The organism is Algoriphagus namhaensis, from assembly GCF_042649705.1.
GTDB lineage: Bacteria > Bacteroidota > Bacteroidia > Cytophagales > Cyclobacteriaceae > Algoriphagus > Algoriphagus namhaensis.
In genome coordinates this window covers 516,405-529,801 of record NZ_JBHRZS010000007.1, presented here as the reverse complement: position 1 = coordinate 529,801, position 13,397 = coordinate 516,405, and the positions used below count along the sequence as shown (strand labels likewise).

At 41.9% G+C, this 13,397-nt stretch carries 10 protein-coding genes; 4 read left to right on the top strand and 6 right to left on the bottom strand.

Annotated elements, in window-relative coordinates:
• Positions 1 to 6 precede the first annotated feature (6 nt).
• Positions 7 to 582, top strand: coding sequence for a redoxin domain-containing protein (locus ACFOSV_RS10600; protein ID WP_377905988.1), 576 nt, complete (start codon positions 7 to 9; stop codon positions 580 to 582).
• Here the strand turns inward: ACFOSV_RS10600 and ACFOSV_RS10595 are convergent.
• The 3 genes from ACFOSV_RS10595 to ACFOSV_RS10585 all read right to left on the bottom strand — a co-directional run bounded on the left by ACFOSV_RS10595 (position 579) and on the right by ACFOSV_RS10585 (position 4,013).
• Entirely contained in the window at positions 579 to 1,418 is an 840-nt protein-coding gene (locus ACFOSV_RS10595) for a transglutaminase-like domain-containing protein (RefSeq protein WP_377905987.1), read from the bottom strand. The two genes, ACFOSV_RS10600 and ACFOSV_RS10595, sit on opposite strands and share 4 nt — an antisense overlap.
• A gap of 49 nt (positions 1,419 to 1,467) precedes the next feature.
• Entirely contained in the window at positions 1,468 to 3,093 is a 1,626-nt protein-coding gene (locus ACFOSV_RS10590; protein WP_377905986.1) for an acyl-CoA carboxylase subunit beta, read from the bottom strand.
• A 119-nt stretch (positions 3,094 to 3,212) separates the two neighbouring features.
• Complete coding sequence (locus ACFOSV_RS10585) at positions 3,213 to 4,013, bottom strand: N-acetylmuramoyl-L-alanine amidase family protein (protein ID WP_377905985.1); 801 nt, start codon at positions 4,011 to 4,013, stop codon at positions 3,213 to 3,215.
• A gap of 61 nt (positions 4,014 to 4,074) precedes the next feature.
• Here ACFOSV_RS10585 and ACFOSV_RS10580 point away from each other — a divergent pair, with 61 nt between their 5' ends.
• Positions 4,075 to 6,795 (top strand): putative LPS assembly protein LptD, encoded by a 2,721-nt coding sequence (locus tag ACFOSV_RS10580; protein WP_377905984.1) that lies wholly within the window; start codon positions 4,075 to 4,077, stop codon positions 6,793 to 6,795.
• A gap of 167 nt (positions 6,796 to 6,962) precedes the next feature.
• On the opposite strand, the gene ACFOSV_RS10575 is transcribed toward ACFOSV_RS10580, so the two are convergent.
• Entirely contained in the window at positions 6,963 to 8,177 is a 1,215-nt protein-coding gene (locus ACFOSV_RS10575) for an arginine deiminase (RefSeq protein ID WP_377905983.1), read from the bottom strand.
• Positions 8,178 to 8,456: 279 nt separating this feature from the next.
• Here ACFOSV_RS10575 and ACFOSV_RS10570 point away from each other — a divergent pair, with 279 nt between their 5' ends.
• A complete protein-coding gene (locus tag ACFOSV_RS10570) occupies positions 8,457 to 9,053 on the top strand; it encodes a DUF4197 domain-containing protein (protein ID WP_377905982.1) in 597 nt (198 codons plus the stop codon).
• A gap of 147 nt (positions 9,054 to 9,200) precedes the next feature.
• Here the strand turns inward: ACFOSV_RS10570 and lysS are convergent, their stop codons facing one another.
• Complete coding sequence (gene lysS, locus ACFOSV_RS10565) at positions 9,201 to 10,907, bottom strand: lysine--tRNA ligase (protein WP_377905981.1); 1,707 nt, start codon at positions 10,905 to 10,907, stop codon at positions 9,201 to 9,203.
• 48 nt (positions 10,908 to 10,955) lie between these two features.
• Complete coding sequence (locus ACFOSV_RS10560; RefSeq protein ID WP_377905980.1) at positions 10,956 to 12,134, bottom strand: proline dehydrogenase family protein; 1,179 nt, start codon at positions 12,132 to 12,134, stop codon at positions 10,956 to 10,958.
• A 152-nt stretch (positions 12,135 to 12,286) separates the two neighbouring features.
• Here ACFOSV_RS10560 and ACFOSV_RS10555 point away from each other — a divergent pair, with 152 nt between their 5' ends.
• Positions 12,287 to 13,369 (top strand): chorismate mutase, encoded by a 1,083-nt coding sequence (locus tag ACFOSV_RS10555; RefSeq protein ID WP_377905979.1) that lies wholly within the window; start codon positions 12,287 to 12,289, stop codon positions 13,367 to 13,369.
• The last annotated feature ends 28 nt before the right edge of the window (positions 13,370 to 13,397 follow it).

Sequence of the window (13,397 nt, the reverse complement as noted above, 5' to 3'; positions counted from 1 at the left end):
GCAGCTATGAAAGAAACTATTTTAATTATCCTACTTTTCCTTTCGATCACATTTCAGGGATTCTCGCAAAGAATCGAGGATCTCAGCACTACTGACGTGATTTCCGGAAAAGTGATCACTCTGGGGGAAATCCCGATCAACAAGGGTTTAATCCTAATTTCGCACAGCATGGAATGCCCATTTGCAGACATGTACGCTAACCGACTAAAATTTTTGATATCAGAATATAGCTCGCAGGGCTTTGCCTTTCATCTAATTAACCCGAGCAAGGAGGAAAATCAGACTCCAGAAACACTCAAGACTTTTATGCAAGAAAGCGGCATTTCCGTCCCCTATCTTCTAGATCCCGAACAGGAATGGACGAAATACTTTAAGATCACCAAAATACCTGAAGTCATTTTAATCACCAATGGGGAAAATGGCTTTGAAATCGCTTACCGTGGAGCTTTTGACAATAATCCTCAAGCCGAAGGTAGCGTGACAGATCGTTACTTTGAGCGAGCGATCAATCAAATTTTAAAAGGTCAAAAGCCCGGACCGCCACAAGTTAGAGCGATGGGTTGCAACGTGAAAACCTTCTAATTCTCGAGAATCTCTTGAAGAACCTGAATCTCTTTGACCTTATCGACTTCACCTAGCTTTTCAAAAGAGTGCGCTAAATTCCGAAGAGATCGCTTTAGAATATCTAGGTGGGTACAGGGCTCAAAATAAGCTTCCTTGGGTTCGATCTTCAGGTGGTCTAGATAATTCATAATATCCTTCCTACTAAAAATCAACCCCTTATTAAAAGCGTTGATGTAAAAATTAGAATCGGCTGATTTGTAAACCAAAACAAACAAATTAGGGAGATTTACCCCGTAAATCGGAAGACCTAGCTTTTGAGCTACTAAATAATAAATGGTGCAAAGGGTAATTGGATTCCCCTTTCTGGACTCCAAAACAGCTGAAAGCATGCTATTGGCAGGGGAATGGAAGTTTTTTGAATTGGCTGAAAAACGCAAATTTCGAAAAAGTGCGCCGTTGATCGCTTTGACCTGCTCATAAGGCATTAAGCCATTCTTGAATGCTGTCCATACCTCAAAGTAGATTTGATGCATTTCGGCATGAAGCTTTTCAAATTCTATATCTGGATACTGATAGGTATTTAGGATCCAAAGTCCAGTGAGCAAATCCTGATCCTCTGAATTTTTCCAATCCTCCAGCCTTTCCTTTAGTACAGAAAACTGCAAGTCGTGAACCAAATCCTCGATTTCTTTTTGAATATCTGGATTAAAGCTACTTTCCCATTTTTGCTCGAGAAAGGGAATGATATCCGAACCCAAAGAAATGATTCGATCCCGAACATGGGTTTTCACCTCCATATCCGTATCGTCTAGCAGCGAGACTAAGGCCTCTAGTTCTTTTTGATTCAATTCCATCAATACGCTAAACTTTTTTAGGTCTGCATTGAAGTTAAAAAAAAAACGATCAAGTTTGGATCACACCCACATTAAATCTTTCTGTAATGGGAGCATGATTTGCCGCTTCGATTCCCATACTGATCACCTTTCGGGTTTCCTCAGGATGGATTACCCCATCCACCCAAAGACGCGATGCAGCATAAAAAGGGCTCAATTCCTCATTATATTTCTCGGTGATTTCTTGCAAAAGTTTCTCCTCCGCCTCAGGAGTGATTTTTTCACCCTTCTTCTTAAGAGATGCTACCTTGATTTGCAAAAGAGTTTTGGCCGCGGATGCACCTGACATCACAGCCATTTGGGCCGTAGGCCAAGAATAAATCAAACGCGGATCATAGGCTTTGCCGCACATGGCATAGTTACCTGCTCCATAAGAATTTCCCAAAACCAACGTAAACTTCGGCACCACCGAATTCGCCATGGCATTGACCATTTTAGCGCCGTCTTTGATGATTCCTCCGTGCTCTGCCTTACTTCCTACCATAAATCCGCTGACATCTTGAATAAAAACCAATGGGATCTTTCGCTGATTGCAATTCATGATAAATCGTGCTGCTTTATCTGCGGAGTCTGAGTAGATCACTCCACCCATTTGCATTTCCCCTTTCGAAGTTTTTACGATTTTGCGCTGGTTAGCAACTATTCCCACAGCCCAGCCATCAATTCGAGCTGTGGCACAAATGATTGTTTTGCCATAGTCTTTCTTATACTCTTCGATCTTCCCACCATCGACAATTCCCTTGAGTACCTCCAGCATATCATAGGGTTTCACTCTTTCTTCTGGGAAAACATCCAACATTTGATCTACGGAAATGGCTGGAGGCTCCGATTCAATTCGATCAAATCCAGCTTTATCATTAGCGCCGAGGGTGGAGAAAATACTGCGAATCGCATCCAAGCAATCCTGATCGGTATGGTATTTATTATCCGTCACTCCTGAAATCTCGCAATGAGTAGTGGCTCCGCCCAAAGTTTCATTATCCACGTTTTCGCCGATTGCGGCTTTCACCAAATAAGAACCTGCTAAAAATATTGATCCTGTTTTGTCCACGATTAAAGCTTCGTCAGACATTATGGGGAGATAAGCTCCACCAGCAACGCAACTACCCATAATTGCCGCTACCTGTACAATTCCCATCGCAGACATTTTTGCATTATTGCGAAACTGCCGACCAAAGTGTTCTTTATCTGGGAAAATCTCATTCTGCATTGGAAGAAAAACTCCGGCACTATCCACCAGGTAAATGATCGGAAGTCTATTTTCCATGGCCACCTCTTGAGCGCGAAGATTCTTCTTTGCTGTAATCGGGAACCACGCTCCTGCCTTTACCGTCGCATCGTTGGCGACAATGACACACATTCTTCCGGAGACCTGACCAATTCCCGTGACCACACCTCCAGATGGACAACCTCCCTCCTCTTCGTACATCCCATCTGCCACGAAAGCACCGATTTCAAGAAACTCTGAACCTTCATCTCGAAGGTAATCGATTCGCTCTCTAGCTGTAAGTTTACCTTTGGCGTGTTCTTTTTCTATTCTAGCTTTGCCTCCCCCGAGCTTTACATTCTCAAGTTTATCGGCGAGGTGTTGAAGTAATTCCTGATGTGTCAAAGTGGAATTTGAGTTGGCTTTCATGGATTATATTTGGGTTTGTAATCGAAACAGATGGATTACAGAATCTGTTCATAGGCGAAGATAAAAAAAGCCCTTTATTTTGAAGATAAAGGGCTAATTCATTTATATAATCGGCGAAATTAATTCGCTTCAATTCTCTCTTTATAATCTCGGATAGATCTGTAAATGGCTGATGCCATATACTCTTGGCCTTGCCGACTCATCAGAAATCTTTCCTCCGTACTATTCGAAAGAAAGCCAAGCTCTACGAGCACTGAAGGCATAGAAGGTGTCCAAAGCACGTAAAATGGACCTTGCTTAACTCCACGACTTTTTCTTCCTACTCGATCCTTAAATTGCGTTTCGATCTGATCGGCAAGTGAAAGGCTATTTTCAAAATTCACTTTAGAAGCCAAATTAAAAAGCATGTACGACTCTGGCGATGTTGGGTCAAATCCCTCATAGTTTTCTTCGTAATTATCCTCCAAGAGCATCACCGAGTTTTCACGCTTGACAATATCAAAATTGGCTTCGAAATGCTTGGTTCCCATTACAAAGGTCTCCGTACCATATGCAGACTTATTTGCTGCGGAGTTGGAATGAATGGACACAAAAAGATCTGCCTTATTATTATTAGCAATTTGAGGCCTTTGTTTCAATGTTGGAAAGCTATCATCCTTCCGGGTATAGACCACCTCTACGTCGGGCAGATTTTCTTCGATATACTTCCCTACCAATAAAGTAACAGCAAGATTAATATCCTTTTCACGAGACTTTGACCCCAAATTCCCTGGGTCTTTTCCACCGTGACCTGCATCTAAAACGATTTTTTTCATCCTAAATGCCGGCATCATCGTTTCATTGGAAATAAATCCTCCAAATAGAAAAGGAATAACTAAAAGAATGCTAAGGATAAATTTTTTGTTTCTGGGTCTTTCCATGAGGGCAATACAATTAACTTTACACCAAATTTCACTCAAAATCAAACAAAGCGCAAAACCTGTGCAGCATTTAAAGTTCCTTCTTTTCACCTTCGCGACCATCCTCTGCTTCAGTCATGGTGTTGATGCTCAGGAGTCTGGAAAACCCCCGGTGGAGAAAAGACTAACTTTTCCGGATACCTTGGATAATCCTGCGATCGGTGCAGATACGCTGACTTTGCCTGCAGATACTTTGTCCTTGGATGCAGAGGCAAAAATTATGCCCACAAGTCCCATTTTGAGTGATATCGTCTATTTTGCTGAAGATAGTATCATCTCTGACTTTGTGGAGAACAAGGTTTATCTCTATAATCAAGCATGGTTTGAATATGGTGAGATGCGGCTCGACGCCGATTTGATCATCATTGACATGAACAAATCGGAAGTTTATGCATCTGGAGTAACTGACAGCCTTGGGAATGTAACCGGAAATCCATTTTTTAAAGAAGGGGAAACCGTCTATGAAATCAGAAAGGAAATGAGGTACAATTTCCAATCCCAAAAAGCAATTATCAAAGACGTCGTCACCGAGCAACAAGACGGTATCCTGAGAGGTGAAACAATCAAAAAAACAGAAGACGGAAGCGTATATCTGAGTCACGGCTATTATACCACCTGTAAGCTCACAGAGCCTCACTGGCATATTTCTTCTAAGAAAATAAAATCTGTATCAGATGGGCAAGTGGTGACTGGACCATTTAATCTATATTTCAATGGAATTCCTACCCCTTTAGGTCTTCCTTTTGGACTCCTTCCCAATACCCCTGAAGAAAAGGCCTCGGGCGTCATCTTCCCCAGCTACGGAAATGAACAAGTACGTGGGCTTTTCCTCCGTGACCTTGGCTATTATTTTGCGATCAATGATTTCATCCACGCAAGAATTACAGGTGATATCTATTCTAATGGTGGCTGGGGATTGAAATCTCAGGCTGTTTACAAAAAGCGATACAAGTTTAGTGGTGGCTTTAATTTGGACTTCCAGAAGTTCAAATCACCTGAAACTGAGCTTAATCCTGTGGACTACAATACCTTCAGAATTCAGTGGAATCACGCGCCAGAAACTCGAGGGAATAGCCGCTTCTCAGCCTCTGTAAATGCAGGAACCACGAGCTACTTTAACAATATCATCAGCCAAAATAACTTTCAAACCAATACCTCCTCGGAATTCACCTCAAACGTAGCCTATTCCAAAACTTTTGCGAATACTCCCTTTTCAATGTCTGCGAATATGCGGCATTCTCAAAGTGTGCAAACGGGAGAAGTCAGAGTGGACCTTCCTACCGTTTCTTTGAACATGAATCGGCAGAGTCCATTTAAGAATGTGCAATTCGAGCCTTTAAAAACACTGAATCTCTCCTACAATTTTAACATGCAAAACTCCATCACCAACAAGGTGGAGCAGGAGTTTGGTGTATCGAATGAATTTGTTCCCAATAATGGTTCTCCTGATTTAATCCCATTTACCGTTGCTAATCTTGGACTATTGCTCGAAAATGCGCGAAATGGCGCCAGACATCAAATTCCGATTAGTTCGAATTTCAGGCTTTTCAAGCATTTCACAGGCACAGCTTCCATGAACTATTCAGAGCTTTGGTATCTGAAGCGAATTAATTATTTCTATAATCCTGCTCAAGAACGAGTGGACAGAATCGAGGAAGACGGCTTCAATCGAGTAAGCTTTTTCACCAGTTCCTTCAATCTAAATACCAATATTTACGGCTTTTTCAATTTCAAAGGAAACGGTAAACTTCAAACCATCCGGCAGCACATCCAACCTTCTATAGGCTTCAGCTATACCCCTGATTTTTCCAATCCATCCTTTGGCTACTATCAGGATGTGCAGATCAACAATGAAGGAGATCGTAGGCTTTACTCTAGACATCAAGGCTTCATTTATGGAGGTGCACCACTTGGCGAGTCTCGAGCAATGAGCCTTAATATTCGAAGTGTGGTGGAAGCAAAAATTCGAAATAAGTCAGATACAGCTGAAGCGACCACCAAGAAAATCCCCCTTTTAGAAACCCTAAATCTCAATACCAGCTATAATTTTGCAGCCGATTCATTCAATCTGGCACCCTTTACCATAAGTGCCAGAACGAGCTTCTTTAATCGGAAGCTTTCTGTAAACGTGTCCACAACTCTGGATCCATATGCCACACGGGAATTTGTAAATGGGGAAGCCACCAGCGTTCGCAGAGTAAATGAATTTGCCTGGAAAAATGGACAAGGCATAGGAACGATCAGGAATGCATCACTAAACATGAATATTTCGCTCAACCCGAGCAGTGCGAGTACTCCAGGGGAAGTCCGAGATGAAGTCACCAATAATTTCTTGCAGCAGGGAGGAGTAATGAACGAATTCGTGGAAAGTGAAATCAACCGAATTGTCACCGATCCAAGTCAATACATAGATTGGAATATTCCCTGGAATCTAAATATTGGATACAACCTGAGCTACAGCCAAGCCGTCAACGGTTTTGTCAATACCGTACAAGGCGTCAACCTGAGTGGGGATATTTCTATTTCAGAAAAATGGAAAATCAACTTCAACACTGGATTTGACCTTCAGGCTCAAGCAATCACTCAATCCATGATCGGTATTGCCAGGGATCTACATTGCTGGCAGATGAATGTGAATTGGATTCCTTTTGGGCGATTTACCTCCTACAATATTGACATTCGTGTGAAATCAAGCATTCTGCAGGATTTGAAAGTATCGAGACGAAGATCCTTCTTCGATTGAGATACGCCGAAGTGAAAGACTGTCTCATAAATAGCTTTTACCGTATTGGTTTCGTCAGTTATAAAGGATTGAATATGCTTAATTGCATACCAATAGACTTCGACTACGCTCAGTCTGACAAGCCTCCCATTCAGGACAAAGGCTTTAGTAATTACAAAATCAACTTTCTAAACTCTTGCTCGGCTCAGAGGCATAGTCATGCATCGGGGGCCTCCCAGTCCTCGGGAAAGCTCAGAGGATGGAATCTCCAAAACCTCCACTCCCAAATCTCTCAAAGCTCGATTGGTGTGAATATTTCTGTTGTACGAAATCACACGACGAGGTCCAATTGCAAACACATTTGCTCCATCAAACCACTGCTCACGCAGAGAATAATCTGGATTTCCATCGGCAGTATGTAAAATTTCAAGATGAGGTATTTCTCGCTCCAAAACCGTTAAAAGTGACTCCTGCAACACTTCGCGTTTGATGTTAACCTTTCCATCCTTTTCATCTTTGAAAGTGTAGAGAGAAGTTTGCAAAACAGAATTCAAAGCATCTGGATAAGTCAAAACAAGGTTCTCATCCAAAATGGTGAACACCGTGTCCAAATGCATATAGTTTCTTTTTTCGGGCAAATGAACTTCATAAACCCGCTTTACCGTGCCTTCAGCAATGAGTACTTTTGCGGCAGCATAAATGGCCTTGGCATCAGTGCGCTCAGAGTTCCCAATTGCTATTGCCTCATGAGAAATCACGATCACGTCTCCCCCTTCAATACTCGGAGGCTGATGTAACCCAACAGGTGAATAAGCAGTAGTAATATGATCTTTAAAATCGGGATGATTTTCGAAAATCGTACGCAGCAAATCGGCTTCACGCTGCCGCCCCTCCATTTTCATACTTGAAAAAATAATTCCTCCTGGAGTAAGTGCCATAGGATCTCTCTGAAAATACAAATTTGGACAAGGGCTAATGGCAAAAGCAGAATCCATCAGTTCACCCGTTTCTAGCTTTGGAATTTTACGTTTCAACTCATGGATTTTGATCCCTGCTGTTAAGAGTCCGGCGCACTCAGCTGTAGAATATCGGTCCAAAATAGTCTCGGCCCAATGCGTCAGACGAGCCTTGGCAAGCGCCTGACTCATCAAATTAAACAGCAATTCTCTATCATATAGCACTCGTATTAAAAGCTCACGAAGCTGATACACATGTGCACCTGTGGACTCTTTGATTAGGTTTGAAAAAAAATCATGTTCCTTTTGCAAGGCTTCCAGATAGGGAACATCCTCAAAAAGTAAAAAATCCTTGTTATACGGGGTGAGACGATCAATTTCCTTACCTGGTCTGTGCATCAAAACTGCACGTAAGGTTCCGTATTCGGAATTAAGTCTGAGGTTCATGAGCTGGTGTTTAATAGGTTTAGTTAAACATAAGCATAAGATATGAAAGAGAAAAAAGTACCTAACAGATCATCGAATACAGTTTAAATTTTTATTCAAGATCAATTGAGTAATCACACATCCTATCCTGTGAAATTCCGTTCTTGGGATAAACCCTTTCAAATCATCTCCATGTTCCAAAAAACTTATTCGATCAAAATTATCCTTATCTGCATATTTCTATCGGGAATAAATCATTTTTCAATTGGTCAAAGCATTTTCAAACCCACCAATGAACAAATGAATGCAGGATTAAAAGAAGCCTTGGCTGTAGCGACGGATATCGCAGCAGACCGATTGCATAGTCCAGATGGATACCTTAGTAATTTGGATGTGAAAATCATCTTCCCTCCTGAGGCAAAAAACATTGAAAATACGCTTCGTTCTCTGGGGTTAGACTGGATGGTGGATCAAGTGATCGTCAGTGTAAACCGGGCTGCTGAAGATGCTGCTCTCGAGGCCAAACCAATTTTTGAAAGTGCTATCCGGCAAATGAGCATTCAGGATGTAAAAGCAATTTTAACCGGAGAAAAAGATGCTGCGACCTCCTATTTCAAATCATCCACAAATGACAGCCTTACGGTGAAATTCACTCCCGTTATCGACAACAGCCTTAAAAAAGTCGACGCAACCAAATATTGGGAGGATGTAACAACGCGGTATAACAAAGTGCCTTTTGTGAAAAAAGTAAATACCGACCTCACTGGCTACGTCACCCAAAAGGCCATAGATGGACTGTTTATTGAGATAGCGAAAGAAGAATTGAAAATCCGAAATAACGTGGCGGCAAGGAAATCTGACTTACTCAAGCAAGTATTTGGATCCATGGATAAGTAAAAAAATTAAACCGATTAATCTCTGACCCAAAACTCTGATTTGAGCTTAAATATTTACTTGGAGTTCAATTTACCAAAGTACATTTCACCCAAGACGAAATAAAAAAACCGAGCTTTCAGCTCGGTTTTTCGCTTTTTTATGTCTGGTTTAATCCAAAAGAGATACGGTCAAAGTTTCTCCTTCTTTTTTGATATCGATTACCCCTTTTGCTCGAAGACCTTTTAGCGAAGCATCCCACTTTTTATTACTCAAACCAGCAAGATCCTTCAGTGCAGAAAGCTCCATCGGACTATTTCCTTTCAACTGCTCAAAAACTGCTTTTTCCTCTTCATTCATTTCCACCGCCTTCTTTTCAGGTCGCATTTGTGGGAAGAAAAGCACCTCTTGAATCGTGGTATTATCAGTCATCAGCATGGTCAATCGATCGATTCCAATTCCCAACCCAGAAGTTGGGGGCATACCATATTCCAATGCACGAAGGAAGTCTTCATCCATGGCCATAGCCTCATCATCACCTCGTGCAGCAAGTTTCAGTTGATCTTCAAATCGCTCACGCTGATCAATTGGATCGTTCAACTCTGTGTAGGCATTGGCGATTTCTTTTCCATTGACAAAAAGCTCAAATCTCTCAACTAGACCGGGCTCAGTCCTATGTTTTTTCGCCAAAGGCGTCATCTCAATAGGATAGTCTGTGATATAGGTTGGCTGAATCAGATTGGCTTCGACTTTCTCTCCAAAGATTTCATCGATCAATTTCCCCTTACCCATTGTATCATCAATACTTATTGCAAGCTTCTTACACACCTCTCTCAACTCAGCTTCATCCATCTTACTCACATCAATTCCAGCGTATTCTTTGATAGAATCAAACATGGTTAATCGTCGGTAAGGAGCCGCAAAGCTAATTTCGTTCGCTCCAACCTTGATAGTGGTTTTGCCATGGATAGTTTGTGTCACTTGCTCAATCAATTCTTCCACCATCTCCATCATCCAGATGTAATCCTTATAGGCTACATAGATTTCCATGGAAGTAAATTCTGGATTGTGAGTTCGGTCCATTCCCTCATTTCGGAACATCTTACCAAACTCATATACTCCGTCAAATCCACCGACAATTAACCTTTTTAGATAAAGCTCATTCGCTATTCGTAAGAAAAGCGGCATATCTAAGGTGTTGTGATGCGTCTCAAATGGACGAGCAGCTGCACCACCATGAACTGCCTGCAAAATGGGGGTTTCCACCTCTAGCCATCCATGATCGTCAAAATATCTTCTCATCTGAGAGATGATTTTTGCTCTAGTCACAAAGGTCTTTTTATATTCTGGATTCACCGTCAAATCCACATAACGTTGACGATATCGCAACTCAGGATCAGTAAACCCATCGTAAACATTTCCCTCCTCATCACGCTTCACCACGGGTAGCGGCTTCACGGATTTAGACAAAACTTTCAGCTCGGTGACGTGTAATGAAATCTCACCCGTCTGAGTGGTGAACATGTAGCCTTTCACCCCGATAAAATCTCCTATTCCTAGTAGCTTTTTGAAAACAGAATTGTAAAGCGTTTTGTCCTCACCTGGGCAGATATCATCACGTCGAACGTAAATCTGCAATCTTCCCGTAGCATCCTGAATCTCCGCAAAAGATGCCGAACCCATGATTCTTCGGCTCATCAATCTTCCTGCAATGGAAATATCCTTGTAGTCAGTCTTTCGGTTTTCGTAATTTTTATGAATATCAGCCGAATTGACATTGATAGGGAAAGCTTCAGCCGGATAGGGATTGATTCCTAATTTCATCAATTCCTCTCGGTCTTTTCTCCTTTCGATTTCTTGTTCGTTCAGATGCTGCATCTTGTAATATTAGGTTTGGGGCAAAAGATATTCACCCACTAGGTTTGTTTATGATTTCGCCTTGCGGCGAGCTATTTCTTTTTTGATCAATTGAAATTCCCGACTGCTTTGTCCTGCAATACTGCTGTTTTCTGAAGCACGTCGAGTGAGGTAGGGCATCACCTTTTCTACAGGGCCATAAGGAACATATTTCACTACTCGGTAGCCAGCATTGGCTAAGTTGTATGAAATATTATCACTCATTCCATATAGCTGGGAAAAGAAAACTCGATCTGAATCCGGATCAATATCAAAGCGATCCATCAGTTCGGTGAGATGAAGATTGCTATTCTCATTATGCGAGCCGGAAACGAGATAAACTCCATTTTCAACAGCATAATCGAGCGCTAAATCGTAATCTCGATCTGTTGCCTCCTTGTTAGGTTGGATGGGATCGGTATAGCCCATTTCTTCAGCGCGCTCACGTTCCTTTTCCATGTAGGCCCCTCGTACTGGCTTTGCACCAAAGAAATAGCCTTTTTCCTTTGCGATAGCATGTGCCTTTTTCAATCTCTCAAGTGAGTCATGGCGATACATTTGATAGGTATTATATACCACGCAGCGGTTGTGATTATACTTATCCATCATCTCGTAAGCCAGATCATCGATGGTATTTTGAAACCAAGACTCCTCTGCATCTACCAAGATCTTCAATCCTAGGTCATGTGCAGCCTTGCAAAGCTTATCCACTCTCCCACGCATCCGCTCAAAAGCTTCGGACTCAGATTTCGTAAATTCTTCTCCGTTTTGGTATTTGATCATCAGCTGATAATCGCCAAGGCCCGTAACCTTAAATACCCCAAAAGGCATGTAGTCCGTTTTGGCTGATTCGACTAGGGTTTGATAAATCTCTTCAGTTGTTTTGTCGAAACTTTGCTCGTCTCCTTTTCCTTCCACGGATAAGTCGAGGATAGACTCTATGCCAAATTCAGCTAATTTTTTGCACGCAAGAATGCTTTCGGCAATGGTTTCACCTCCACAAAAATGTCCAAACATCGTTTGCTTCATAATCCCTTTGACAGGAAGGCCGATTTTGAACGAAATATTGGTCAATGCAATCCCTATGTCAGAGATCAGCTTATTGTTCAAAAGAGCGAAAACAAGATGGGTACGACGAAGCTCAGAGTCAGACTTCGAGGCAAAGGCCACTTCAAGGTTTTCAAAAGAAATTTTGGGTTTTACCGCCATAGCATGCAAATAAAGTCGCAAAGATATCAAAAAAACCACTTCAACTTCTTAATTGTTATGAATATTGAAAAAGCAATTTCTACCCCGAGCGAACGCCTGTCGAAGATCGAACGAAATGTTAAATCCGTTAGTTAAACCCAAAAACAAACCCAATGATCACTGAACTCTTTCCCTCAAATAAATCCAAGCAAAACGAGGCTCCCTTCGTCATTGCTGGACCTTGCAGCGTAGAAACTCCTGAGCAATTGATGACCACAGTGGGCCAGTTGAAAAAAGAGGGAATCTCTTGGATCCGAGGAGGAGTTTGGAAGCCACGGACACGACCAGGTAGCTTCGAAGGAGTTGGTGAAATAGCGTTGCCCTGGATTCAGGCTGCCAAAAAAGAATTTGGGGTGAAATTCGCCATCGAAGTAGCGTCTGCCAACCATGTAGAATTAGCACTGAAGCATGATATGGATATGCTTTGGGTAGGTGCTCGATCCACGGCAAATCCGTTTACCGTGCAAGAAATAGCAGAAAGCTTAAAAGGAGCAAAAGTACCGGTACTAATCAAAAACCCCATCAATGCAGATTTAAGTTTATGGCAAGGTGCATTTGAACGGTTTCAGAAAGCTGGAATCACTGATCTTGCTGCGGTTCACCGAGGGTTCAGCAATCTCCGGGAGCAAGTGTACAGAAATTCCCCCATGTGGCAGATCCCTATAGATTTCAAAAGAACCTTCCCAGAAATTCCAATGATTTGTGACCCTAGTCATATTGCAGGCAAGCGCTCATTAGTCCAAATCATTGCACAAAAAGCGCTGGACTTGAGTTTTGATGGATTTCTTATCGAATCTCACCACCAGCCTGACTTGGCTTGGTCAGATGCCGCACAGCAATTGACACCTCAGGCACTTGGAGAAATGCTTAAAAATCTGAAAACTCGAAGCATTCATTTCGAAGGGGTACAAATGAGAAATCAGCTGGAAGAAATCCGTGCTCAGATTGATCAGGCAGATCATGAACTACTAGAAGCCATCCATCGAAGAATGACTCTAATCGAGAAAATCGGAGAATATAAAAAATTGAATAATGTGGCTGTTTTGGATCTAGATCGTTGGAAAGAAATCTTTGAGACTAGACCGGTGTGGGGTCAAGAAATGGGAATTAACGAAGAGCTCATCCAAGAACTATTTGCTCTAATACATCAAGAATCCGTTAAAAAACAAACTGAGATTCTGGATAAAGTGGATTAATCTACGAATGGAGAAAGTGTAGTAGAAT

What these genes read in the sequence shown, in the direction of transcription:
- ACFOSV_RS10575 (WP_377905983.1), bottom strand. Translation starts at nt 8,177, where the DNA reads ATGAACCTCAGACTTAATTCCGAATACGGAACCTTACGTGCAGTTTTG.
- ACFOSV_RS10585 (WP_377905985.1), bottom strand. Translation starts at nt 4,013, where the DNA reads ATGGAAAGACCCAGAAACAAAAAATTTATCCTTAGCATTCTTTTAGTT.
- lysS (WP_377905981.1), bottom strand. Translation starts at nt 10,907, where the DNA reads ATGCAGCATCTGAACGAACAAGAAATCGAAAGGAGAAAAGACCGAGAG.
- ACFOSV_RS10600 (WP_377905988.1), top strand. Translation starts at nt 7, where the DNA reads ATGAAAGAAACTATTTTAATTATCCTACTTTTCCTTTCGATCACATTT.
- ACFOSV_RS10560 (WP_377905980.1), bottom strand. Translation starts at nt 12,134, where the DNA reads ATGGCGGTAAAACCCAAAATTTCTTTTGAAAACCTTGAAGTGGCCTTT.
- ACFOSV_RS10555 (WP_377905979.1), top strand. Translation starts at nt 12,287, where the DNA reads ATGATCACTGAACTCTTTCCCTCAAATAAATCCAAGCAAAACGAGGCT.
- ACFOSV_RS10590 (WP_377905986.1), bottom strand. Translation starts at nt 3,093, where the DNA reads ATGAAAGCCAACTCAAATTCCACTTTGACACATCAGGAATTACTTCAA.
- ACFOSV_RS10570 (WP_377905982.1), top strand. Translation starts at nt 8,457, where the DNA reads ATGAATGCAGGATTAAAAGAAGCCTTGGCTGTAGCGACGGATATCGCA.
- ACFOSV_RS10595 (WP_377905987.1), bottom strand. Translation starts at nt 1,418, where the DNA reads ATGGAATTGAATCAAAAAGAACTAGAGGCCTTAGTCTCGCTGCTAGAC.